Raw genomic sequence first — 24,721 nt, 5'->3', positions numbered from 1 at the left:
GCAACCGGCTGAGGCCGTTGCGACCTGGCCGAATAGACACAAGCGTTGAGCACGTGCGGGTATAACGAAGGCCGGTGGGATGATCCCACCGGCCTTCGTCGGTCAGGCCTGAACTCAGTCAGACCTGAACTCAGTCAGACCTGAACTCGGTCAGACCGAGTCGTCGCCACAGGGACGACGGTTTCAGATCAAGCAGTCGCGAGCTGACGCAGCACGTACTGCAGGATGCCGCCGTTACGGTAGTAATCGGCTTCACCCGGGGTGTCGATGCGGACCACTGCGTCGAAGTCGACGGTGGTGCCGTCTTCCTTCTCTGCCGAGACCTTGACAGTCTTGGGTGTGGTGCCTTCGTTGAGCTCGGTGATACCGGAGATCGAGAAGGTCTCCGTGCCATCGAGTCCCAGCGAGTCAGCGGACTCACCGACGGGGAACTGCAGCGGAACAACGCCCATGCCGATGAGGTTCGAGCGGTGGATGCGCTCAAAGCTCTCGGTGATGACGGCCTCGACGCCGAGCAGCTTCGTGCCCTTGGCTGCCCAGTCACGCGAGGATCCCGAACCGTATTCCTTGCCACCGAGGATGACCAGTGGGGTGTCGTTCTTCGCGTAGTTCACAGAAGCATCGAAGATCGTGGTCTGTGGACCGCCCTCCTGTGTGAAGTCACGGGTGAAGCCACCCTGAACTCCGTCGAGGAGCTGGTTCTGCAGGCGGATGTTCGCGAACGTGCCGCGGATCATCACCTCGTGGTTGCCACGACGTGAGCCGAAGGAGTTGAAGTCCTTGCGCTCGACACCGTGATCGATGAGGTACTTGCCGGCCGGCGTGTCGGCCTTGAAGGAACCTGCAGGCGAGATGTGGTCGGTGGTGACCGAGTCGCCGAGCTTCGCAAGCACGCGGGCGCCCTTGATGTCGGAAACGGGTTCTGCTTCCAGGCCCATTCCGTCGAAGAAGGTTGGTTTGCGCACGTAGGTCGACTCGTCGTCCCACTCGAAGATCGCACCTTCAGGTGTCTGCAGCGCCTTCCAGCGGTCGTCGCCTTCGAAGATGCGGCCGTATTCCTCGTCGAACATATCTGTCGAGATTGAGGAGGCGATGACCGACTCGACCTCTTCTGGCGATGGCCACAGATCCTTGAGGTAGACGTCCACGCCCTCCGAGTCTTGGCCCAGAGGCTGGTTCTCGAAGTCGAAGTCCATGGTTCCCGCCAGAGCATAGGCGATGACCAGAGGAGGCGAAGCCAGGTAGTTCATCTTCACATCAGGGCTGATGCGGCCCTCGAAGTTACGGTTGCCCGAGAGGACTGCAGAGACTGCCAGGTCGTTGTCCTGGATGCTCTGCGAGATGTCGGAATCCAGCGGTCCGGAGTTTCCGATGCAGGTGGTGCAGCCGTAGCCGACGACGAAGAAGTTGAGTGCTTCGAGGTCCTCAATGAGGTTGGCCTTCTTGTAGTACTCGGTGACGACCTTCGACCCCGGTGCAATGGAGGTCTTGACCCATGGCTTGGAGTTGAGTCCGCGCTTGCGGGCGTTGCGGGCCAGGAGGCCTGCAGCCATCATCACCGAGGGGTTCGAGGTGTTGGTGCACGAGGTGATCGAAGCGATCGCCACAGCACCGTTGGCCAGTTCGAAGCTGGATCCATCGCCGGTGGTGACCGGAGCCGAGTTGTTCTCTTCGCCGGGCTTTGCGTAGTTGTGGATGTCCTTGGCGAACTGGTTCTTCGCGTCGGAGAGTTCGATGCGGTCCTGCGGGCGCTTCGGTCCTGAGATCGAAGGCACGACGCTGGAGAGATCGAGTTCAATGTACTCCGAGTACTCAACTTCGTTGCTGGGGTCATGCCACAGGCCCTGGGCCTTGGCGTAGTCCTCAACCAGTTGGATCTGCTCGGGCGAACGACCGGTGAGCTTCATGTAGTCGATGGTCACTTCGTCGATCGGGAAGATCGCGGCGGTCGAACCGAACTCGGGGCTCATGTTGCCGATCGTGGCGCGGTTGGCCAGCGGCACAGCGGAGACACCCTCACCGTAGAACTCGACGAACTTTCCGACGGCTCCGTGCTGGCGCAGCATATCGGTGATCGTGAGCACGACGTCCGTTGCGGTCACACCGGCAGGGATCTCGCCGGTCAGCTTGAAGCCGACGACGCGAGGGATGAGCATTGAGACGGGCTGGCCGAGCATGGCTGCCTCAGCCTCGATGCCGCCGACGCCCCAACCGAGGACACCGAGGCCGTTGACCATGGTGGTGTGGGAGTCGGTGCCGACCAGGGTATCTGGGTAGGCGCGGAGAACACCGTCGACCTCACGCGGCATGACGACGCGTGCGAGGTGCTCGATGTTGACCTGGTGGACGATGCCCATGCCTGGAGGAACGACCTTGAAGTCGTCAAAGGCCGTCTGGCCCCAGCGCAGGAACTGGTAGCGCTCACCATTGCGTTTGTATTCCATGTCCATGTTCAGCTCGATCGCTTCGGCGGTGCCGAAGTTATCGATCTGAACCGAGTGGTCGATGACCAGCTCGGCCGGAGCCAGCGGGTTGACCTGCTCCGGCTTTCCGCCGAGCTCGACGACCTTCTCGCGCATTGTCGCGAGGTCGACGATACAGGGCACGCCGGTGAAGTCCTGCATGACCACACGGGCGGGGGTGAACTGAATTTCCGTAGCCGGTTCGGCACTGGGATCCCAGTTGCCGAGGGCTTCGATATGCTCCGAAGTGATATTCGCACCGTCTTCAGTGCGCAGCAGATTCTCCATCAGCACCTTGAGGCTGAAGGGAAGCTTCTCTGACCCTGGGACCTGATCCAGGCGATAGATCTCATAATCCGTTTCGCCTACGGTCAGGGTGCTCTTCGATTTGAACGTATCGACGTTGCTCATCGTGATTCTCCTGTTTCATCCGACACTCATCCAAGAAACCGGGCAAGCCCGTGAGCCGCGCACCGATTTACGCGACACAAATGTTTCCAAAAGTATCTTGACGTCAAGATAAATTCTATCTCATTTGGTCGCCCTTGACCACCTTCGGACAGTGGCCTGTCGGTGAACTGAGAATCGGGTTTTCCCCAAGTCACAGTCCGGACAACTCCCGCGCGAAGAGGTGCCGCAAGTCCCTAATCTGGAGTCATATCAGCCGCTGCGGACTAGGAGCATTCATGGACCCGTTCACCCTCGGAGCCGGATTCGGATTCGGTGCACTCCTCGTGGGCATCATCTTCGCTGTCATCTGTCGAACATTGGCCAGTGAGAAGGGCCGCTCCTCAGGATGGTGGGGCCTATGGGGCTTCCTGACCACCTTCATCGCGCTCATCGTCCTCGTTCTCCTCCCCCAGAAGTCCCGAGTCTGACAACCCACCCTCGCCGAGATGGGTTCAGGTCCCGATGGCGCCCCAGGTCGCCGAGGTGGGCCGACGGCCGGATACGGTCATCGTCTGAGGACGGTGACCGTTTCCACGTGTGCGGTGAGCGGAAACAGGTCGAAGCCGCGGAGGCCCTCGATGGTGAATCCACCATTGACCAGGACCGCGAGGTCGCGTGCCAGAGTGGCGGCGTCGCAGGAGACATAGATGATCGTCTTCGCACTCGATTCGAGAAGTGCCCTGGTGACGGCTTTGCCAGCGCCGGAACGCGGTGGATCGAGGATGATGACGTCGGAGTTCGGAATGCTCACGCGGTCTGCCCGGGCGGCGTCGAAGGCCGCCTTGAGGCCCTTCGCGTTCACCTTCGCGTTCTCGATGGCCGACTTCGCACCCTCAACTCCGTAGAGGCGGGCACCGGTGGCGTTGGCGGCGCTGATTCCCAACAGCCCGACACCGCAGTAGAGATCCGTGATCATCCGAGTCTGCTCATCGAGCGCAGAGTTGACCTGAGCGCTCAGCAGCTCAGGCGCCTGCTCGTGGACCTGCCAGAAACCATCAGCCGCGACTCGGTAGTCACGCCCGGAGACCGTTTCGATCAGGTGGTCATCTCCTCTGACCATGCCCAGCTTCGAATGACCACCCTTGGTGCCTGCGCCCTTGCGTCCGATGCCGTTGCGCGCATCGGCGAGCACCGACCAGTGCGCAGGCAAAGCCTCGGCGAGGTCGGTGAGAGCCGAGCGCTCACAGTCTCCGCGCACAATCGCTGCTCCGCGCTCACCTGACCAGACGAACTCGAGCCGATCGGCACCCGGCAGACACAGCGAGGACAGGGCAACCTCGGCGATGGCAGAAGTCGCCAACGGGGCCATGGACAGGGGCACGACATCATGGGAACGCGGTGCCAGCATCCCCAGCCGGCCGTCGGCGTCGACAGCGAGCTGAACTCGGGTCCGCCAGTTCAGTCCGCTGCTCTCCCCCGGCGCGGCTGCAACGTCGACGCTGCGATCGATATGTCCGATGCGGGAGAGCTGATCGTGCAGGATCTCGGCTTTGAGATCACGACTGTGGGCGAGATCGACATGGGCGTACTCCATTCCGCCGAAGAGCGGCCCTTGGCTGGCCTCGCCGGCGAGGAAATGTGAGCGCCGGTCAGCAACGCGGAATTCCGAGGCTTCGAGCACCTCGGTGACGTCGGCGCGCAGGAACTTCGCTGCCGGTCCTGCCTCGGTGCGAGCACGCACAGTCTCCCCAGGAATGGCTCCGGTGACGAAGACGACCTGTCCCTCGTGGCGAGCAATGCTGCTGCCGCCAGCGGCGGGGCTCTCGATGTGCAGGGTCAGATCCATCGGCGGGATCGCTTCGGCTGAGGGTGCGCTCATCAGTGTTCAAGCCTGTCTGTACAGAGGATTGTCGTTTTCGGGTCCGTCGCCGCCGTACTGCCGGGAGAAGGAACGCAACCGCCAGGGTACAGAGACCACGACGACGTTGGGGACCAACAGCAGACGAGTGCGCAGCTTCAAGGCTACTTGGTTGTGCAGAATGTGCTCCCACCAGCGTCCCACGATGTATTGGGGAATGTAGACGATGACGAGGTCACGCGGGGACCTGCGGCGGATCGCGAGCACGTGTGCCAACAGCGGCCGGACCAGCTCTCGGTAGGGCGAATCGAGAACCGTCAGCGGCACAGGCAGAGCCATTTCGTTCCACTGCCGTTGCAGTGCCCCGGCCGAATCCTCATCGATGGCGACGGTGATGGCCTCGAGTTGGCTGGAACGGGTCACTCGGGCGTAGGAGAGAGCTCGCAGCGTCGGCTTGTTGATCTCATTGACGACGACGATCGCGTGGGTATTCGACGGGATTGTCCGCGAGCCGCCGTCAGCCTCCGGGGCCAGTTCCCGGGCAACGCGCGAGTAGTGGCGGTGGATCGCGCCCATGATCAGGAACAGTCCGGCCATCGCCGCGACCGCGAGCCAGGCACCGGCGAGGAATTTGGAGACGATGACGACGAGCAGCACGCCAGAGGCGATGATGCAGCCGGCCCCGTTGACGAGTCGGTTGAGGTGCATCCGCACCCGCGCCTTCGAGTCGATGACCAGCCGCAGGCGCTTGTTCCAGTGCAGGACCATGCCCGCTTGTCCGACGACGAAGCTGGCGAAGACACCGACGAGGTAGAGCTGAATCAGCGTCGTCGCTGAGGCCCGGGTTGCGATGACGAGCAGGATTGCGGCGAAGGCCAAGAGCAGGATGCCGTTGGAGAACGTCAGCCGGTCGCCCTTCGTCGCCAGCTGTCTGGGCAGGAATCCATCACGCGCCAGCCGTGAGGCCAGACCGGGGAATCCTTCGACGGCGGTGTTGGCGGCGACGAGCAGCACAAGGGCCGCGACGAGCACCACAACGTAGAACATCACGGGCGCGTTGTCGAAGATGGCGTGTGCCAGCTGTGCGAGGACGGGTTCCTGTTCGTATTCGGCACTGACCGCGCTGCCATCGGGTCGCACGAGGTAGAGATGAGGATCGTCGACGTATTTGACCCCGGTCACCGAAGCCAGATACGTCAGACCGGTGAGCATCATGGCCGCCAACAGGCCCGAGAGCAGCAGGGTGTTGCCGGCATTTTTGCCGCGTGGCTTCTTGAAGGCGGGCACCGCTGTGGCCACCGTCTGAACACCGGCCAATGCCACCGATCCCGAGGAGAAGGCACGTAGGACGATGAGGACCGTCGCCAGCCCCAGCGTGGCTTCGTCGTTGATTCCGCTGTGAGCGATGGTGTAGCTGGCTGTCTCCGCCTGTGGGAGGTCTCCGGCGCCGACCCGCAGCAGTCCCACACACATGGTGAGGAAGACTGCGCCCAGAAACAGGTAAGTCGGGACTGCCAGCAGCACCGGCGTGGCACGTGAACCGCGCAGCCCGGCCAGGGTGATGAGCAGGATCCCGATGATCGCCACGGGGACGCGGTAGGGGGCCAGGAGCGGGAAGGCCGTCGTGATGTAGGCCGCGAAGACCGTCATCGACACGGCCAGGGTCAGCACGTAGTCCACCAGCAGAGCCGCGGCGACAACCAGACCGGCACGGGGTCCGAGGTTCTTCGATGCGACCTCGTAGTCACCGCCGCCGGAGGGGTAGGCCTTGACGTTGATGCGGTAGCAGGCGACGATCACGAGGATCACAGCGCCGACGGCCACACCGATCCAGGGCGCCACGGTGAGGGCGACGAGGGAGGTCAGGGACAGCGCCAACAGGATCTCGTCGGGGGCATAGGCCACGGACGAGAGCATGTCGGAGGCGAAGACGGGCATCGCGATGCGCTTCTTCAGCGCCGGCGTACGCCTGTCCTCACTGCGGAAGGGCCGTCCAACGAGTAGTCTTTTGACGGCATCAGAAAAACTGCTGGCCACGGGCACTAATGGTAGATCAATGCGGAGAGGATTACCCATGCACTTCGTGATTATGGGCTGCGGGCGAGTCGGAGCGTCCTTGGCCAAAGCCCTCGATGCTAACGGGCACTCGGTGGCAGTGGTCGACCGCGACCCCGATGCATTCCTCAAGCTCGGTCGAGATTTCAGCGGTTCCACCATCACAGGCATCGGGTTCGACCGTGAGACTCTGTCTCAGGCGAAGACCTCGGACGCCTATGCCTTCGCCGCCGTGTCCAGCGGCGACAATTCCAATATCCTCGCCGCGCGTGTCGCCCGGGAGACCTTCGGTGTGGCCAACGTCGCTGCCAGAATCTACGATCCCAACCGTGCCCAGGTCTTTGAGCGACTGGGCATTCCGACCGTTCCCACGGTGCGGTGGACAGCCGATCAAGTGATGCGCAAACTCGTTCCGCAGGGATCGATCACCGAATTCCGCGAGCCCTCCGGCAGGCTCGTTCTCGCCGAAGTCCATCTCGATCCCGGCTGGGTGGCCAGGCCCATCAGGGAGATTGAGACGAGGACCAAGGCCCGCGTCGCCTACGTCACTCGACTCTCCGAGGGCATCCTCGCTCATGAGGATCTGCTCCTCCAGGACGGGGACCTGGTTCATCTGATGTGTCCGGTGGACCGCCTCGGCGAGATCGAGAAGATTCTGGACCAGCCGGTGCGAGCAATGGAGGAAGAATGAGAGTCGTCATCGCAGGGGCAGGGTCAGTCGGTCGGTCAGTGGCCCGGGAGCTCCTCGACAAGAAGCACTCGGTCATGCTCATCGATCAGAGCAAGGAAGCTCTGGGTCATGAGCGCATACCAGGTGCCGAATGGCTGCTCTCGGATGCCTGCGAGCTGGCTGGATTGGGCGAGGCCAAACTCGAAGAGGCCGATGTCGTCGTCGCCGCGACCGGTGATGACAAGACAAATCTCGTTCTGTCGCTGTTGGCCAAGACGGAGTTCGGTGTTCCGCGCACCGTTTCGCGGGTGAATAATCCGAAGAACGAGTGGCTCTTCGACGAGAACTGGGGCGTCGACGTGGCGGTGTCGACTCCGCGACTGATGACTGCCCTGGTCGAGGAGGCTGTCGAGGTCGGCGGCCTTGTGCATCTGATGAGCTTCGAACGTGGCCAGGCGGGACTGATGGAGTTCACCGTCCACGAATCCTCCGCGCTCGTCGCCTCACGGATCGGCGACATCGCCTTCCCACTCGACACTGTGCTCGTCGCCGTCATCCGCAACTCGCGGGCATTCGCGCCCAGCTCCGATGACGTGATCGAAGCAGGAGACGAGCTGTTCTTCCTCTCCTCACCGGATCAGGAAGGCGCACTGCTCGAACTGCTGCAGGCTCCCGCCGAATGAGCTCACTCGTGGTCGTCGCGGGTATGGATCAGTTCATAGACCGGGTTGTGGGCCTTCAACGCTCCGTCGTGAGCGCAGAAGCGCCCCTCTAGGACGATCAGGGCACCGGGTCTGATTCCACTGATCTCACGGCGGCCCAAGAACTGTGCGTGGACCTCCCCGGTCCCATCGGCAACCGTGATGTGCAGACTAGGATTGTCTCCGCTGCATGACTGCGTCACAGCGCTGACGACACCGGCGACCCTCGACATCTGCCGTGGGTTGAGGTCCTGGACGCTGATGACGCCAGGAATCTGGGACACCAGTCTCAGGTCGGCCCGGGCCTCAGCATCTCTGGAGCCGAAGTCACGCATGAAGCGTGTGATGACGTCCAGCATGGGACTCAGCGAACCTCGGTGATTTCCGGGCCGCGTTCAAACGGATTGAGTTCGTCCTTGTTCTCGTCCCCAGCCTCGTCCTCAGGATCTCCGTCGACCTCGGGCGCGGTGAGCACGATGAGCTCGCGTGGAGCCATCGCCTCCTGTCCTCTGTCGACGATGACGCCGCGGAAGAGTGCACTGAGTTCGGACCGGATCTCTTCGTTCGTGACGGCCTTGCCGGAGAACACCGCACGGACGAACCAGCGTGGTCCGTCGACTCCGGCGAAGCGCATGGAACGCTTTCCAGGTCGGCCGTCCTCGGTTTTGGCGGGAACTTCGACTGCGAGTTCTCGGCCCAGTGAGGTGTGCAGCTCCGAGGCTTCACCACCCTGGGAGGTGACTCCGTCCGCCAACTGTTTGCGCACGGTGTTCCACAGGCCCTCTGAGCGTGGTGTTGCGAAGGCCTGCAGCTGGATCCCGCCGCCTTCATGAATGAGTGTCACTGCCAGCACGCGCTGAGAGTCGTCGTCGGTGTCCAGGCGCACCTGCATGCCGTCGACAACGGGCACCTTGAGAGCGCCCAAGTCGAGTCGGTTGAGCTCAGGGAAGTCTTCTGCAGCGTCGAACGGGCCCTTCTCTGCACGATCGTAGGGAGCTGACTTCTCGAGCAGGGCCTCCTCGTCGAGCTCGTCGTCGCTCGTCATGTCCTCGGAGTCTTCGTCGATCTTCGCGTCAGCGGTTGCGCTCGTGGCGGTCTCATCCGAGTCAGTGTCGGCGGAGTCGCCGGCGTCTGTGTCATTTGTCACAGCATCGTCGACGCCGTGCTCCTCGTCGACGGTGTCGTCGATCTTCTCAGCGGAGGATTTTTTGGAGAATCGGGAGAACAGTCCCATGGTCGTTCACACCTCTCTCTCGGTCAGACCTGCTTGTACTCCACCTGTGGAGCCGAAGCCCCCTGCGCCGCGATCGCTGTCGTCCAGCGAATCGACCAGGGTGAAGTCTGCTTGTTTGATTTCTTGGATGATGAGCTGAGCAATACGGTCTCCACGCGAGATGCGCACAGGGACCCGCGCATCCAGGTTGATCAGCGGCACCTTGATCTCACCACGGTAACCGGCGTCGATCGTGCCTGGAGCATTGATCACGGTGACCCCGTGTTTGCTCGAGAGACCCGAGCGCGGATGGACGAATCCGGCGCAACGGTCAGGAAGGGCGATCGCGATGCCGGTGGGCACGACCTTCCGTTCGAATGGTTCGAGGACGCAGTCGATGGCTGAGCACAGATCGGCACCTGCATCGGACGCGTGCGCGTACGAGGGAGGTGTCATGCCTGCATCGAGCAGCTTGAGGTCAATCTTCAGGATTCCTGCCACAAAGAAGCACTCTAATGCCGAAGCCTGAGCGCTTCCAAAAAGTCCGTTATGGGAGAATGGCCATATGGCAACGACTCAACCCGAAACACGCGTGGTCTACACGGAAAAACTCGGCCCATCCATCGGCATGTGGATTCTCATTGTGATCGCTGCGGCTTCGACCGCGCTCATGGTCCTGCCGGTGTGGAAGGCTGGCACCATCATCCTTCCGGTGATCAGCTTCGTCCTCTTGGCGTGGTGGCTGCGTTCACTCGGGATCTCGATCATCGTCACCGAACAGCAGCTCTTCGTCGGTGACGCACATATCGATCGCCGTTTTGTAGTTGATGCCACCGGCTACGACGCCGAAGGTGCACGGACCGCGCGAGGTACGGGCCTCGACGCTCGAGCCTTCCTCATGCTGCGCCCTTGGGCCAAGTCTGCGGTGCGGATCGACATTCACGATGAGACCGACCCGACGCCCTACTGGCTGGTTTCGAGCAAACGGCCGATGGAGCTCGCCGCAGCGCTCAAGCCCTGAGCCTCACCACCTCACAGCACTTGCTTCGATCACGCTGACGCACCGGAACTCACGCTGAAGCACCCGAACCAGAACCCATCCGAGACACAGAAACGCGCCCCGACAAGGGCGCGTTCTTGTATCTTCCGACAGCCGATTCAGCCAGCACAGTCCGTGCAGATGGGGACTCCGCCTTCTTCGCTCGCCAGCTGTGAGCGATGGCGAACCAAGAAGCATTCCATACAGGTGAACTCGTCATTCTGCTTGGGCAGCACTCGAACGGAGAGCTCTTCGTTCGACAGGTCCGCACCGGGGAGTTCGAACCCTTCCGCAACTGCAGTCTCGTCTTCGTCAATCTTACTGGCCTGCGCCTGCGAGCGTGAAGCCTTCAGCTGTTCAATCGAATCGCTTTTGATTTCATCGTCTTGCTTACGAGGTGCGTCGTAATCCGTTGCCATATGGCTCATCGCTCTCTGTCGGGTGTGCTCAAGAGGTTTTTCAGCCCCTCTCGCCAAACGTGTCCCCAGCATTGTGCACTGTATGGGTGCTGTTGGCAAGATCAGATCGTCCATGTTCATTGTGATTCTCGTCACCGGAGAGTCGATATGCGACGGGCTGCACATACGACTCTCGAAAAGCTCTGCGAGAATGCATAAGTCGAATAGCGCCGATAGCATGTAGTCGGTGAATGAAACTGGGATCGCCCCATGCGTGGGAGACGGCCCGAGGAAGGACGAATACACGATGAGTGAATTCGCAAATCAACTCGATACCAGGATCGACGATGTCCGTCATCGCATTCATGAAGCTCGGTCCAATGGGGACGACTACCTCGTCGAGACCCTGATCGACGACCTGCAGAATCTCTTGGAACTTGCCGATCGCAACGATGTGGACACTGGTCCGATCGCCGCGGTCATCACAGCAGAGACCGGAGCGATTCCCGTCATTCCCGCACCGGAAGAGTCCTGACTCACCGGGCAGACTGACACCGAAAATCCCTTCCCTGCACAACTGGCAGGGGAGGGATTTTCGTATCTCCAGGAACCCTCGGAGAGCGTTTGGTTCAGACTGTCCAGTTCGGCTCGGTCGCCCGTTCGATGCGTCCGCGACAGCACTCGATGCTGCACGCGCCGCTGCCCGGCACTAGCGCAGCAGAGCCGGGAATGGTCGGAGCCGGAGGCTGTTCGTTGCGAAGCTGTGCGATTCTCTCCTCGACCAGGTCAACGAGTCCCGATACGAACAGCGGGTGCGTTCCGACGGTGGCAACACGGGTGAAGGCGAAGCCGAGTTCGGCAGCCGTCTCCTTCGCCTCGGTATCGAGATCGAAGACGACCTCCATGTGATCGGAGATGAACCCGATCGGAACGAGGACCACCCCGGTGACACCGTCGGCGGCGAGTTCCGTCATCCGATCGTTGACGTCCGGCTCGAGCCACGGCACCTCCGGCGACCCCGAACGAGAGCAGTACACCAACTCGGCGGGAAGCACTTGGGACGCTGGCAGCCCATCCATGAGGTGGGCCATGAGCTCTTCGTGCTGTGCGCGATAGCCGCTGGTCTCCACTGCGGAGGCGTCCTGCATGACATCTGGGATCGAATGTGTGACGAAGAGGATCCGATGCTGCTTCGCGTCAAGAGCACCGACCTGCTTCGAGAAGTCGTCGAGCCCCTCTTTGAGCAGGAGCGCACACGCGTCGGCATATCCGGGGTGGTTGTAGAACTGCCGGATCTTATCGATCGTGACGGTCGTGCCCTCGGCAGACAGCTCCTCGATGGTCTTGGCAAAGTCTTCGCGGTACTGACGGCACGAAGAATACGACGAGTACGCCGAGGTGTCGATGGACAGGAATCGAGTTCGGCCGGCCTGCGACTCGGCACGCACCTCGTCGGTCAGATACGGTGCCCAGTTGCGGTTGCCCCAGATGAGCGGGGTGTCGATGCCGCGACGAGCAAGCTCTTCTCGCAGAGCCTGCAGAAGCGCCTTGTTCTGATCATTGATGGGCGACTTTCCGCCGAATCCGTAATAGTGCTCACCTACTTCTTCGAGTCGCTCCTCCGGTATTCCGCGACCGGCGGTGACGTTCTTGAGGAAAGGGACGACTTCTTCTGGAGCCTCCGGTCCCCCGAATGACATGAGGACGAGAGAGTCAATGGGTTCAGTGTTATTCACAGTTACAGATTTTACAGCCTGTAGAGTGTCTGTGCCTGTCGTCCGCCCTGTGAGCCAGTTCCACTCACGGATCAGACCTGCCCAGTCCCTCAAACAGACCGATTCAGGACCTCAAGCAGACCGGCTCAAGCTCTAGAGCAGAGTGTTCACCGACCGAACCGGCCAGCCAAGCGCCGATGAGAGCCGTGATTTCGCGACTCGCGCGCAAATCTGCCCTGCTCGTGTGCCCGGACGTGACACGATGCAGGGAGACGCGATAAAGGAGCTTAAGGCATGCGTGAACTGATCTTGAACGGAGTCGACGCCGACGGCACTCATCTGCTGCTGAACGACGAGAACGGACTGCAGTACCGATTGGCTCTCGACGAGGCCCTGTACGCCGCTGTCCGCAAGGACCGCACCAGCGTCAAGCCCGAGACCCCCGTGCGCCCCCGTGACATCCAAGCCATGATCCGTGGCGGGATGAGCGCCGAGGAGGTCATCGCCTCCACCGGAGCCGATGCCGAGCAGGTCCGCACCTATGAACGCCCGGCTCTGGCCGAACGCGCTCACACGGCGTACACGGCCAGCCAGCACCCGATCTATTCCGACCATGACCCCAATGGCGACCCGACTCCCCTGGTGGAACTGTGCCAGACCCGTCTGGCGATGCGCGACGTCGACATCGAGACCATGGATTGGGATGCGTGGAAGCAGCAGGATGGCAACTGGTACATTCAGCTCAGCTTCACCGCCGCGGATCGCACTCGCACGGCTGGATGGAACTACTACCGCCGGTCGCTGACTCCCATCGACGACGAAGCGAAATGGCTAGCCGATTCGGGACCGACAGATACAGGACCCATTCCGAATTACGGGACCGGTGCCGAACGTCAGAAGATCACCGAGGAGATCGACACGCCCTCCGCTCCTCCAGCTCCTGCTGAGACATCGCCTGCCGCTCGTGATCATCAGGCGGAGACCGGACGGATCTTGGAGAATCTGCGCAAGCGTCGCCGCTATGAGGACGAGGAAGAGCCACGTGGCAAGCTTCGCGCTGTCACTGAGGACCCTGAGACTCACCCGCAGGGCGCGCACACCGCGCCGGGACGTCCGGAAGACGCCTCCGATGACGAGGTCTTCGCGTTCGAAGATCCCACATCCGTCGATCCGGATGAGCCTCAGGAGCCGACTCAGGAGGTCGGCAGGTTCGATGACGACAATCAGCTGTCTCTGCTCAATGAGCCTGGTGTCAGCGAGGAGTCGAATCAGTTCAAAGACACTGCTGAGTCCAAAGCGAAGTCGAAGAAGAACAGTCGTGCATCGATCCCCAGCTGGGACGAGATCATGTTCGGCTCGAAGCGCGACTGAGTTCGCCACCCAGCTCGACCAGGCGGTCGTCGTCTGTGATCAGGCTGGCGTCATGAGTGACCATCACAACGGTGTGTGAGTCCAGGTTCTTTCGCAGGTCATTCACCAGTCGGTGTGCCATCTTATCGTCAAGGTGTGCAGTCGGTTCGTCGAGGACGAGGACTTTCGCCCCGCTCAGGAGTGTCCTGGCCACGGCCAGACGCTGACGTTGTCCTCCTGAGATCTCTGCCCCGTGATCGCCGACCCAGAGTTCGAGGCCAGCTGGGTCGGCCCATTCGGCCAATCCCGCGCTGGTCAGTGCCGCGCACATCTCCTCGGTGCTGGGTGCGTCTCTGCGCGCGATCGCCAGATTGCCCCTCACTGTTGACCGGAAGATATGTGCCTCCTGCGGGCACCAGGCGATTGCGCCTGCGAGGTCTGCCGGTGACAATCCGAGGACATCCGTCTCCCGACCCGCGTCGTCCTCGGCGCTATATGAACCTGACCACTGGTCCAGGAAGCGCAGGAGCACACTCAGCGTCGTCGACTTTCCGGTACCACTGTCACCGTGCAGGACAGTCCATCGGCCCCTCGCTGCTCGCAGGTCCACATGGTCGACGACCGGACCGGCATCCCATCCGACACTCATATCGTCGAGCTCAAGCACGGTGAACCCGTCTGCCCTGGTGATTTTGTCCCGATGTTTGTCCGTCGAGGACTCTGCCCTGGTAGGCGCCAAAGCGGGGATCCGGTCAAGGACAGCACCAAGCGTCGGCAGCGCACGGAAGGCCTGCAGCGACTGCGTGAAGACATCGACAGAACCGAGTGCGATGAGAACAACGACGGCTCGGATCTCGGTCGGCGCTGAGGAGGTCATCGCAATGAGCACAGCGGCGCCCACCGTGCTCAGCTGCACCCAGAGCTGCGCAATGCCGAAGTGGTGTGAGGAGCGGCGCTGAACACGGTAGAGCTCCTGCTCTTCGCGACCCAGTGCTGTCAGAACCCTCTTGTCAGCACGGTTCGCCCGCAGGTCCGCTGTGGCGTTCAGCGCCCGTGTCAGGACTGAGAGGATCCCGTTGCGGATAGTTCGGACGCGCCGGGCCAGGCTGCTTTCACTCCTGATAATGGCGGCCGGCAGCACGACCAGGTTGAGGATGCCGAGTGTCAGGAACACCGGCAGGGTCGCCGGGTCGAGTGCCCAGGCGGTGATGAGCACCGCGAGGAAGACCAGCGATGAAGCGACAGGTGGGAACAGAGTCCGCGGAATCAGATCCCGCACATCATCGGCGTCGGCGACCATGGTGCGCAGCGCGGCATCGGAGGTCAGCAGTTTCCGATCCCCCATTCCGACTGCTTCGAAGTGCTCCCAGAGTCGAGACCGCAGTCTGCCCAGCGATGCGAAGATCACCGAGTGCAGCTTGAGTCGGCTGAGATAGAGCAGCACTGATCGGCTCAGCCCGAAGAACCGCACACCGACGATGGCGACCAAGAGGATCATTATCGGAGGTTGGTAGGACGCTTCGACGATGAGCCAGGCGGAGACCGCAGTCAGCGCTATCGCTGCCAGGCTGGAGCCACACGATGCGAGCAGAGCAACAATCATGTTCGGGGTGAAGAGCGGCATACTCGACCGCAGGAGCGACCACCGGCGACGAAGCGTCGCCCTCTGTTCCCTCTTTGACCAACCGGGCTCCTCGCCCACGTTCGCCGCGGTCTGTGAAGCGTCGGTCAGTGTTGTTGGGTCGGTCAGTGTTGTTGGGTCGGTCAGTGTCGCCGGCTTCGGAGTCGTCGCTGAGTGCGAAGCCACTGCTGGTGCGGCGGTCGCACCCATGTTGACCTTCCGGGGGCTGATCTCGTCCTGGGCGAGTGCAGTGACCCGGTCATCATGGCTGGCCAGGATGACACGCACGCGCTTGGCCGCCTCGGCGATCATGTCGATGATGATCTCAGCATTGGCATCGTCGAGGTGAGCGGTCGGTTCGTCGAGGACGAGTGCCTCGGAGTCGCCGTCAATGAGGTGGCGTACCCGGACGAATGCGAGTCGGCGGAGCTGTCCGGGACTCAGCGCAGACGTCGATAGTGCCGGGTCCTCGGGCAGACGAGCGCCACGCAGAGCGGTACCCTGTTGGGCAAACGGGAGACCGTAGACGTCGAGTTCGGCTCCGATCGTCGCACCGAAAAAACGGGGAGCCTGCGAGACGAATGCGACCTGACGCGATGCCAGTGTTGTTCTGGCCTGAGCGGGCAGATTGCCGGACAGAGCGGCCAGAATCGTCGATTTGCCTGCCCCTGAGACACCTCGGATCGCCGTAATGCCGGGAGTGGTCGAGAAGGTTCCGGTCCACTCGATCGTCGTGCCGTTCGGGTAGACGACGCGGTGCTGGGCATCGAGGAAATCGTCGCTGGTCTCATCGTCGTTGGATTCATCGTCATGGCCGAACCCGTCCTCGGCTACGTTGTCGCTGTCGCTGTCTGCGACGAGTGCAAGGGCACGAGCCTGTGCCTCGCGACCGTTCTCACTGGCGTGGTAGCCGGCGCCGAGCTCGCGCAGCGGGGTGAAGCACTCTGGCGCTAGGAGCAGGATGAAGAGGCCGGAGCTCAAATCCATGCTTCCGGAGACGAGGCGCAGACCGATGACGACGGCGACCAGGGCGACGGAGATCGTGGCGATGAGTTCAAGGGCAAGACTTGAGAGGAATGCAATGCGCAGTGCGGCGAGGTTGGCGCTGTGGTACTTCTCCCCCAGTTCGCGCAGGGTGCGTGCGTGGTCCCTTGAACGGCCGAGTCCGATGAGCACGGGCAGCCCTTCGGCCAGCTCTGCGAGGTGATCGGACAGTCGCTCAAGTGCAGTTGAACTGGCTGTGGTCGAGGCCTCGGTGAATCGGCCGATGAGGATCATGAAGACCGGCACCAACGGCAGGCACAGTGCGATGATGACGGCGGAAAGGACATCCGTGAACACGATACGAACGAGCAGCGTCACCGGGACCACCGCTACGGCACTCAGCGCGGGCACCACGGTCGTGAAGTAGTCGTCGAGGTCGTCGATGCCGCGTGTGACTGTGACGGCAGTGTTCATGCGCGGCTGCCCACGCCTGGTCAGCAGCGACCGCAGAATCGAGAACCGCAGCCGCCGCTTGTTCACAGCCGCCAGTGACGTCCCCAGACTGTGATCCGCCCACAGGCTCGCACCCCGCAGTGCCGCTCCCAGAAGCCCCAGCACCGCCCAGACCGCAATCGGGCTCGGCCCGACGATCGAGCGCACCAGAGCCTCGGCGATGAGCACGATGCCCACGGCACGCGCCAATGCGCTGAACAGGGAGAGACAGAATCCGCGCTGTCCGCCCGGCAGGTCGAGCAGGATCCGCAGGGGAGAATTCATGACCTGATCGCCACCGGCACGCGGTGAGCTTCGGGGATGTGCGTTTCGGCGATGCGGCCTAGGAACATGCGATAGCTGAAGATCTGGTAGCCGATGATGATCGGCAGACAGATCACGGTCACCACAAGCATCACAGTGAGTGTGTAGTCCTCCGAGGACGCCGAGGCGATGGTCAGGGAGTTTGCCGAGTCCAGTGTCGAGGGCAGCACGTTGGGATAGGCACCGGCGAATACGGCGAAGAGTCCAGCTGCGAGGTAGATTCCGTGCAGGACGAAGGCCGCCTTCTCCGCCCCGGATCGGACCGCAAAGTACGCCGCCACCAGGGCGACGACCGCAGCGAGAACCACGGCGGCCAGCCACGTGCGATGAGTGATGGAGAGACCGAACCAGATGAGGAAGCCGATGGAGCCGGGCAGCAGCAGCCTCCGAGCCCACCGCTGAGCCTTCTCGCGCATGTCGCCTCGCGTCTTCAGACCGAGGAAGATCAGGCCGTGGACGAGGGCGAAGCCGATCCCGCCCAGGCCTCCGAAGACTGCGGGCCAGCCCACCCAGGCGAAGGCCCCTCCGATGAGGTCACCATTGTCGTTGAGCGGCAGCCCGGTGGAGGTGATGGCGAGCATGGCCCCGACGAAGAAGGCGATTCCAGCCGAGCCCACTGCCATCGCCCAGGTCCAGAAGGACTTCCACGCCTGGCTGTGTCCCTTGCCGCGGTATTCGATGGACACGGCACGGAAGATCAACGCCAGCAGGCAGAGTGTCAGCGGTATGTAGAGGGCGCTGAACAGGGAGGCACACCAGTGCGGGAAGGCAGCGAAGGTCGCCCCAGCTGCGGTGATCAGCCACACTTCGTTGCCGTCCCAGGTCGGCCCGATGGTGTTGAGCAGCACTCGCTTCTGTCGTTCGGTCCGGCTCAGCAGCGGCATGAGCATTCCGACACCGAGGTCGAAGCCGTCGAGGAACAGGTATCCCGTCCACAGCACGATGATGAGGACGAACCAGATCGTGGCAAGAATTTCCATCGTGTCTTCTCCTCAGTACGCGAACGACAGGACGTCGTCTTCGTCGTTCGTGATCCGCGGGGTGTGGTTGGTCTTCGTGACCTCAGGCATCGCCGAGGCGACCCCTCCCCTGATATAGACGATGAGCAGCCGCAGTTCGACTACCATGAGAATGCCGTAGACAAGGCTGAGGCTGATCAGTGAGAACAGCAGCATCGCCGGTGTGAGTTGGGGCGACAGGGCTGCCTGAGTGAACATATACACGCCGTCGAGCTGTGCGGGATTCGGCGCGACGACAAAGGGTTGACGTCCCATCTCGGTGAAGATCCAGCCCGCTGAGTTCGCTATGAACGGTGCGGTGATGGACAGGAGCGCCCCGCGCATCAGCCAGGGTGAGGCTGGAACAGTACCCTTGCGAGTCAGCCACAGTGCCAGGGCACTGACTCCCGCGGCGAGGATGCCGAAGCCGATCATCATCCTGAATCCCCAGTAGGTGACGATCATGATGGGCTGGTAGTCGATCTTCTCCCCGGAGTGCTCTCCATAGCGCTCATCCTCGGGCAGGTGGGTGCCGTACTTCTGCTGATAGTCGGGAAGCAGCGTCGTCACACCGTGGACCGGGGTGTTGAAGTCGCCCTTGGCGAGGAAGGACAGCAGCCCGGGAATCTCGAACACGTTCTCGACTCCATCGCAGTCGTTCGAGGAGGGGTCTCCGATCGTGAGCACCGAGAACTCGGTGCCGTCGTGACAGGCAGCCTCTGCTGAAGCCATCTTCATGGGCTGCTGTTCGAACATGAGTTTGGACTGGATGTCGCCGGTGATCGCCACTCCGACGAAAGCGACAAGGCCGACGATTGCACCGATGCGCAGAGATTGAATCCAGACCTGGTGGTCGATGGCGTCTCTGCCGGGCAAATCTGGTGCGGAGCCGACGACGACCTTCCCGTCGGGACCGATTGTGTCGATGCCGTCCTTGCGTCGACGGTACAGGTGGTACCAGGAGATTCCGAGCAGGAAGCTGCCACCCACGGCAAGTGCCCCACATAGCGTGTGAGTGTAGGCGGCGATTGCCGTATTGTTCGTCATCACCGCCCAGACATCGGTCATCACCGCTTTGCCGTCGACCAATTCGACACCGACGGGGTGCTGCATCCAGGAGTTCGCGACAATGATGAAGTAGGCGGAGATCCATGACCCGATGACGGCGAACCAGAGACTGCCCAGATGGATTGCGCGTGGGAGCCTGCCCCAGCCGAAGATCCAGAGTCCGATGAATGTCGACTCCAAGAAGAACGCGAGCAGTGCCTCCAGCGCTAGGGGCGCACCGAACACGTCTCCGACGAAACGGGAGTACTCACTCCATGCCATTCCGAACTGGAACTCTTGGACCAGTCCGGTCGCCACTCCCATGATGAAGTTGATGAGGAAGAGCTTCCCGAAGAACTTGGTGCTGCGCAGGTACATCTCGTTGCCCGTGCGGTGGTACATGGTCTGCAGGATCGCGACCAGCATGCCGAGACCGAGGGTGAGTGGGACCATCCAGAAGTGATAGACGGTGGTGATGCCGAATTGCCAGCGCCCGATGAGAACCGGATCCAGGTCCATGGGTACTCCGTTCGTGGAGGATCTAATTTCTACAACACGTAGAATTCTACAATGCGTAGAAGACATTAAGGCAAGATTCTGCCATCTAAGATCTGCCGTCCCAGAACGCGCATCATTGCCCGCTTGCGCTCACCCTACTCTGCGAGGATGCTCGCACGGCCCTGGTCCCGCCAAAATCTGGTCCAGCGGCAGACACGAAGTTGATTACGGTCGATCTCACATAGAATTCGACGGCTTGTAGAGTTAGACTGAACTCGCAAGAAAAAACATCCCCTCAAAGGACAAGGACACCGTGGGAACACTGGGCGAACTCGAACGCAGCGTCATGGACGCCATCTGGGTACATGATGATGGGTTGAGCGCGGCCGAGCTTCGCGACGTGCTGGCAGCACGCGACCTCGCCCTGACCACTGTTCACACCGTCCTCACTCGCCTGGAGAAGAAGGGCTTCGTCACCCGCGATCGCAGCATCCGGCCACATCGCTACCTCGCAGTATCAACGCGAGAAGACCATGTCGCAGAGCTGATGACCGAGGTGCTCTCACAGGCTCCGGATCGCCAGGCGGTTCTTGCACGATTCCTCGGCACCGTGTCGGAGGCCGATACGAAGGCTCTGCGCAACCTGCTGGGACGCAATCACTCGACCAATTCCTGAGGCAGGTCGTTCCCGAGCATGAGCATAGTGGGATCCGTCCTCGCTGTACTTGCATTTCTCTTAGCGTGGCCGGTTCCGGCCGCGCTATCCCGTTTTCGCGGAGACCCCATCTCGAAGGTCATCCTGTGGCAGGCCGTCGGCCTCTCCGGTGGCCTCTCGCTCATCGGCACGGCGCTGGCGTTCGCTGTTGCTCCCAACTCGCACAGCCTGCCTGAGGGGCTCTGGCAGCTGGCCAGAGGAGAGTCACACGCCCACTTGACAGTCTTCGCCTGGATCTTCCTCATCATCGCCGTAGCACTCATCGGACGGCTGCTGGGTTGCCTTGCTCTGACGTTCTATTCAGCTCGCAAGACTCGCATTCGCCATGATGAGATCCTGCACCTGCTCAGCGAACCATCCGCGACTTACCCAGATACGCGCATCATCTCCACCGACGAGGCCGTCGCCTATTGCCTGCCCCAGGGTCCACGCAAGGGCACTGCAGTTCTCTCCACCGGCCTACTCGAAGTCCTCAGCGAGGACGAGCGCACAGCCGTCATCGCCCATGAGAGAGCCCACCTGGATTTCCGCCACGACGTCCTGGTGATTCCCTTTGCCGCGTGGCACCGTGCTCTGCCGTTCTTCGCCGCCACCGCGATCGGCCTCAACTCCATCAATGGTCAGATTGAGCTCATGGCCGATGACCAAGCGCGCGAACACGTCGACCCCGCGATTCTGGCCCAGGCGGTGCGTGAAGCCGCAGGCATCAGCCCGGAGCACCGCAGCGACCTCTCGGCCCAGCGGATCGACCGTCTCTCCCGGCCCCTGGACCCAGCGCGGATACCGGTGCGCGTGACGTCGAGCCTCGTAGCATTGGGCCTGCTGCTCGTCCCCAGCCTTCTGCTCTTCGCTCCGATCGCTTCCGGGATCTGAGCTGACAGAACGCACCGACTAGCCGAACACTTCGGCTCTGCTAATCGGTGCGTATGCTGCAGCTGTCGAGGGATGGCTCAGCTGTCGATGCGTTCGGCGTCGAGAACCGCGGCTCCCGAGACGATGAATTCCTTGCGCGGACCGACCGAGGAACCCATGAGCAGTTCGAAGGTGTTCTCTGCCGCCTCGGCGTCGGCCATCGTGACCCGGCGCAGTGTGCGCATGCTCGGATCCATGGTCGTCTCGGCCAGCTGGTCGGCATCCATCTCGCCGAGTCCCTTATAGCGCTGGATGGGTTCTTTGTACGTCTTCTTCGACTTCTCCAGCTTCTTCAGCAGTGCGTGGAGCTCTGCCTCGCTGTACGTGTATACGACGTCGTTGGGCGTGCCTCGCTTAGTGACGACCTCCACGCGGTGCAGGGGCGGAACAGCAGCGAAGACTCGCCCCTGTTCGACCAGTGGTTTCATATAGCGGAAGAACAGGGTCAGCAGCAGGGTCCGGATGTGAGCGCCGTCGACGTCAGCGTCGGTCATGATGATGACACGCCCGTAGCGGGCCGCATCAATGTCGAAACTGCGGCCGGAACCGGCCCCGATCACCTGGATGAGTGCTGCACACTCGACGTTGGCCAACATGTCCGAAAGCGATGCCTTCTGCACGTTGAGGATCTTGCCGCGGATCGGAAACAGGGCCTGATGATCGGAGTTGCGCGCGGCTTTCGCCGTTCCCATCGCAGAGTCACCCTCGACGATGAAGAGTTCTGTGTTATCCACCCCGTTATCGCGGCAGTCGTAGAGTTTGGCTGGCAGCGACGATGCCTCAAGAGCCGTCTTCCGACGCTGGTTCTCTTTGTGAGTACGTGCCGAAATGCGCGACTTCAGCTCCGCGACGACCTTCTCCATGAGCACGGCAGCCTGCTGCTTCTCTGCGCGTTTGCTCGAGGACAGGATAGCGCCCAGCTGCTTCTCGACCGTTTTTGCCACGATCTGTTTGACCGCAGCCGTGCCCAGGACCTCCTTGGTCTGTCCCTCGAACTGCGGCTCGGACAGCTGCACCGTGACCACAGCGGTCAGACCGGCCAGGACATCGTCCTTCTCCAGCTTATCTTTGCCCAGTTTCAGTTTGCGTGCATTGGCTTCAACTGCTTTGCGCATGGCCTTGAGACTGGCCTGCTCGAAGCCTGCCAGGTGCGTCCCGCCTTGGGGTGTGGCCACGACGTTGACGAAGGACTTCACCTTCGTGTCGTAGCCGGTCCCCCATCTCAGAGCGATGTCAACGCCGACTTCGCGTTCAACTTCCTTCGAGACCAGGTGCCCCGTTGAGTCGAGAACCGGGACTGTCTCACTGAACTTTCCGGTGTCGTGCAGTCGCCAGGTATCCGTCATCGGTGGGTCGATCGACAGATGGTCGACAAACTCAGTGATGCCGCCGTCGAAGCGGAAGACCTCAAGGCGTTCAGCGATGACCTCGCCCGTCTCATCACGGGCAACTCCACGGCGGTCTTCGATGCGCAGCTCGAGTCCAGGGACGAGGAACGCCGTCTGGCGTGCGCGCTCGACGAGATGCTGGTAGTCGAACTGGGCCTTGGCCAGGAAGATCTGCGGGTCTGCCCAGTACTGGACACGGGTGCCTGTGACGCCCTTCTTCGCCTTGCGGACGACGTCGAGCCCGGTCGGCTCGTGGAACTCCTCGAAGGGATTGTCAGGGCTGGGCTGGCCGGAGGAATCGTCGAAGCGTCCCGGTACACCACGGCGGAAGGACATCTTGTGAACCTTCGAACCACGTGTGACTTCGACATCGAGCCGGGCGGAGAGTGCGTTGACGACGGAGGCACCGACACCGTGCAGGCCACCCGACGCGGCATACGAACTGCCGCCGAATTTGCCGCCTGCGTGGAGTTTGGTCAGGACCACCTCGACGCCGGTCAGCCCGGTCTTGGGTTCGATGTCTACGGGGATGCCTCGTCCGCTGTCGGAGACAGCCACCGAACCATCTGGTTCGAGTTCGATGAGGATGGACTTTCCGAAGCCGCCCAGAGCTTCGTCGACGGCATTGTCGATGATCTCCCACAGGCAGTGCATCAGCCCTCGGGAATCAGTGGTCCCGATGTACATGCCTGGACGCTTGCGAACCGCTTCGAGACCCGACAACACGGACAGATGCCTCGCGCCGTAACTTTCCTCTTCCACACGTTTCCTCTCGTTCGATTAAATTCTAATCCCTCAGGCCGATTTGTATCAGCCATTGCGTGCCGTGTCTCGTGTCGATTCTGCCGAAAGCTCCTATCCATTGCTTCATTGCTGGAACAATGGCCCTATGTCTCCTCGTCGCAGCCTAGTATTCTCCCTCATATGTGCGGTCCTCGTCTTGCCGGGCCTCACCGGTTGCGATACGAACCCGCCAGACGAATCTGCCGGTTCCACGCCGTCCGAAGGAACATCAAACTCGACAGACACTGTGCCCTCGACGGATTCAGAATCATCTACAGGCTCTGAGGCCTCTCCGGACGCTGATGGGCAGAAGATCCCGACAACGGAGCCGGCGGTCGACCTGAGTGGGCGGACCGTGGCTATCGACCCTGGCCACAACGGAGGCAATGCCTCTCACCCGAGCGAGATCGCCAGCCCGGTACCGGGTGGGCGCGGCGGAACCAAAGCCTGCAACACGACTGGTACCGCCACGAGCACCGACTACCCCGAGGCCGATTTCAACTGGGCAGTTGCCCAGCAGCTGAAACAGGAACTCAAGGATGCGGGGGCGAAGGTGGTCATGAGCCGCGATGACAACGACGGTGTGGGCCCGTGCGTCGACGAGCGCGGCACGTTCGCCGATGACGCCGATCTCATGGTCAGCATCCACGCCAACGGAACCGAAACTGCCTCGACCAAGGGGTTCCATGTCATCGTCGCCAAGCCCGGCAGTTCGGATGCTGTCGAAGACGACTCGAACCGCCTCGCCGATTCAATGAGTGAAGCCATGTCCGGTCCGTTCACGCCCAACAGTGCCTACGGAAAAGACGCGATCAGTCGGCGCCCCGACTTGGCTGGACTCAACAACGCTTCTGTCCCTGCTGTGATCGTCGAGTGCGGTGAGATGCGCAATGCCGACGAGGCCAAGACCATGGAATCGAAGTCTGGTCAGAAGAAATACGCGAACGCTCTGCTCCAGGGCATCGTCGACTGGTACTGACTGGTGCTGAATCAACGTCGCCGGTTGAGCCTCATCGACGTCGTCTGCTGATCCTCGACCGGTGCTGAATGGACACAGGGGGCGAGGCTCTGCAGATAACCAGATCGCCTGCGGTCGCGAGAGTTCGCG

The 24,721-nt window shown here is 61.8% G+C and carries 21 protein-coding genes; 9 read left to right on the top strand and 12 right to left on the bottom strand.

Annotated elements, in window-relative coordinates:
• Nucleotides 1-188 precede the first annotated feature (188 nt).
• Nucleotides 189-2,873, bottom strand: coding sequence for an aconitate hydratase AcnA (gene acnA / locus INT40_RS00605; RefSeq protein WP_101570412.1), 2,685 nt, complete (start codon nt 2,871-2,873; stop codon nt 189-191).
• Nucleotides 2,874-3,148: 275 nt separating this feature from the next.
• On the opposite strand from acnA, the gene INT40_RS00600 reads away from it, so the two are divergent.
• Nucleotides 3,149-3,340, top strand: a complete 192-nt coding sequence (locus tag INT40_RS00600) for a hypothetical protein (protein WP_101570413.1) — start codon at nt 3,149-3,151, stop codon at nt 3,338-3,340.
• Nucleotides 3,341-3,417: 77 nt separating this feature from the next.
• Here the strand turns inward: INT40_RS00600 and INT40_RS00595 are convergent, their stop codons facing one another.
• Both INT40_RS00595 and INT40_RS00590 read right to left on the bottom strand, forming a co-directional pair.
• Entirely contained in the window at nt 3,418-4,731 is a 1,314-nt protein-coding gene (locus INT40_RS00595) for a class I SAM-dependent RNA methyltransferase (protein WP_226830484.1), read from the bottom strand.
• A 6-nt stretch (nt 4,732-4,737) separates the two neighbouring features.
• Nucleotides 4,738-6,648 carry an APC family permease gene (locus INT40_RS00590; RefSeq protein WP_193095358.1) on the bottom strand — a complete coding sequence of 637 codons (1,911 nt, stop codon included), beginning with the start codon at nt 6,646-6,648 and terminating at the stop codon, nt 4,738-4,740.
• A gap of 136 nt (nt 6,649-6,784) precedes the next feature.
• On the opposite strand from INT40_RS00590, the gene INT40_RS00585 reads away from it, so the two are divergent.
• Together INT40_RS00585 and INT40_RS00580 are read left to right on the top strand one after the other, a co-directional pair.
• The gene (locus tag INT40_RS00585; protein WP_101570415.1) at nt 6,785-7,456 is read left to right on the top strand and encodes a potassium channel family protein; all 672 of its coding nucleotides are present in this window, start codon (nt 6,785-6,787) and stop codon (nt 7,454-7,456) included.
• Nucleotides 7,453-8,118 carry a potassium channel family protein gene (locus tag INT40_RS00580; protein WP_101570416.1) on the top strand — a complete coding sequence of 222 codons (666 nt, stop codon included), beginning with the start codon at nt 7,453-7,455 and terminating at the stop codon, nt 8,116-8,118. The genes INT40_RS00585 and INT40_RS00580 overlap by 4 nt, the downstream gene beginning before the upstream one ends.
• Nucleotides 8,119-8,120: 2 nt before the next feature.
• On the opposite strand, the gene INT40_RS00575 is transcribed toward INT40_RS00580, so the two are convergent.
• From INT40_RS00575 to dut, 3 genes are read right to left on the bottom strand one after another with little or no spacing between them, the layout of a single operon-like run.
• A complete protein-coding gene (locus tag INT40_RS00575; protein WP_193070421.1) occupies nt 8,121-8,495 on the bottom strand; it encodes an OB-fold nucleic acid binding domain-containing protein in 375 nt (124 codons plus the stop codon).
• Nucleotides 8,496-8,500: 5 nt separating this feature from the next.
• A complete protein-coding gene (locus INT40_RS00570; protein ID WP_101570418.1) occupies nt 8,501-9,370 on the bottom strand; it encodes a DUF3710 domain-containing protein in 870 nt (289 codons plus the stop codon).
• 6 nt (nt 9,371-9,376) lie between these two features.
• Entirely contained in the window at nt 9,377-9,850 is a 474-nt protein-coding gene (gene dut / locus INT40_RS00565; protein WP_180958921.1) for a dUTP diphosphatase, read from the bottom strand.
• A 64-nt stretch (nt 9,851-9,914) separates the two neighbouring features.
• Between dut and INT40_RS00560 the strand changes: the two genes are divergently transcribed.
• A complete protein-coding gene (locus INT40_RS00560) occupies nt 9,915-10,370 on the top strand; it encodes a DUF3093 domain-containing protein (protein ID WP_101570419.1) in 456 nt (151 codons plus the stop codon).
• Nucleotides 10,371-10,507: 137 nt separating this feature from the next.
• Here the strand turns inward: INT40_RS00560 and INT40_RS00555 are convergent, their stop codons facing one another.
• A complete protein-coding gene (locus INT40_RS00555; RefSeq protein ID WP_092107696.1) occupies nt 10,508-10,807 on the bottom strand; it encodes a DUF4193 domain-containing protein in 300 nt (99 codons plus the stop codon).
• 286 nt (nt 10,808-11,093) lie between these two features.
• Here INT40_RS00555 and INT40_RS00550 point away from each other — a divergent pair, with 286 nt between their 5' ends.
• Nucleotides 11,094-11,321, top strand: coding sequence for a hypothetical protein (locus INT40_RS00550; protein ID WP_101570481.1), 228 nt, complete (start codon nt 11,094-11,096; stop codon nt 11,319-11,321).
• Between the two features lie 94 nt (nt 11,322-11,415).
• Here INT40_RS00550 and INT40_RS00545 read toward each other — a convergent pair whose 3' ends face one another.
• The gene (locus tag INT40_RS00545; RefSeq protein WP_193095253.1) at nt 11,416-12,522 is read right to left on the bottom strand and encodes a ferrochelatase; all 1,107 of its coding nucleotides are present in this window, start codon (nt 12,520-12,522) and stop codon (nt 11,416-11,418) included.
• A 273-nt stretch (nt 12,523-12,795) separates the two neighbouring features.
• Between INT40_RS00545 and sepH the strand changes: the two genes are divergently transcribed.
• On the top strand, nt 12,796-13,872 hold the full coding sequence (gene sepH, locus INT40_RS00540) for a septation protein SepH (RefSeq protein ID WP_101570421.1): 1,077 nt from the start codon (nt 12,796-12,798) through the stop codon (nt 13,870-13,872).
• Here the strand turns inward: sepH and cydC are convergent.
• Genes cydC through INT40_RS00525 form a run of 3 tightly spaced genes read right to left on the bottom strand, consistent with a single transcriptional unit; the run spans nt 13,847 to nt 19,836 of the window.
• The gene (gene cydC / locus INT40_RS00535; protein WP_193095252.1) at nt 13,847-17,233 is read right to left on the bottom strand and encodes a thiol reductant ABC exporter subunit CydC; all 3,387 of its coding nucleotides are present in this window, start codon (nt 17,231-17,233) and stop codon (nt 13,847-13,849) included. The genes sepH and cydC overlap by 26 nt on opposite strands.
• Nucleotides 17,230-18,252: a cytochrome d ubiquinol oxidase subunit II gene (gene cydB, locus INT40_RS00530; RefSeq protein WP_193095251.1), complete on the bottom strand. Its 1,023-nt coding sequence runs from the start codon at nt 18,250-18,252 to the stop codon at nt 17,230-17,232. The genes cydC and cydB overlap by 4 nt, the downstream gene beginning before the upstream one ends.
• Nucleotides 18,253-18,264: 12 nt before the next feature.
• Complete coding sequence (locus INT40_RS00525; RefSeq protein ID WP_193095250.1) at nt 18,265-19,836, bottom strand: cytochrome ubiquinol oxidase subunit I; 1,572 nt, start codon at nt 19,834-19,836, stop codon at nt 18,265-18,267.
• Nucleotides 19,837-20,128: 292 nt separating this feature from the next.
• Between INT40_RS00525 and INT40_RS00520 the strand changes: the two genes are divergently transcribed.
• Entirely contained in the window at nt 20,129-20,491 is a 363-nt protein-coding gene (locus tag INT40_RS00520) for a BlaI/MecI/CopY family transcriptional regulator (RefSeq protein ID WP_009884389.1), read from the top strand.
• An 18-nt stretch (nt 20,492-20,509) separates the two neighbouring features.
• Nucleotides 20,510-21,403 carry a M56 family metallopeptidase gene (locus INT40_RS00515; RefSeq protein ID WP_101570425.1) on the top strand — a complete coding sequence of 298 codons (894 nt, stop codon included), beginning with the start codon at nt 20,510-20,512 and terminating at the stop codon, nt 21,401-21,403.
• A gap of 77 nt (nt 21,404-21,480) precedes the next feature.
• Here the strand turns inward: INT40_RS00515 and INT40_RS00510 are convergent, their stop codons facing one another.
• A complete protein-coding gene (locus tag INT40_RS00510; RefSeq protein WP_193095249.1) occupies nt 21,481-23,592 on the bottom strand; it encodes a DNA gyrase/topoisomerase IV subunit B in 2,112 nt (703 codons plus the stop codon).
• A gap of 376 nt (nt 23,593-23,968) precedes the next feature.
• Here INT40_RS00510 and INT40_RS00505 point away from each other — a divergent pair, with 376 nt between their 5' ends.
• Complete coding sequence (locus INT40_RS00505; protein ID WP_319021908.1) at nt 23,969-24,592, top strand: N-acetylmuramoyl-L-alanine amidase; 624 nt, start codon at nt 23,969-23,971, stop codon at nt 24,590-24,592.
• Nucleotides 24,593-24,721: the final 129 nt, after the last annotated feature.

The sequence above is a fragment of the Brevibacterium sp. FME17 genome, assembly GCF_014897515.1.
GTDB lineage: Bacteria > Actinomycetota > Actinomycetes > Actinomycetales > Brevibacteriaceae > Brevibacterium.
Note: the sequence above shows the minus strand (reverse complement) of the source record. Positions and strands in the feature narration are given on the sequence as shown.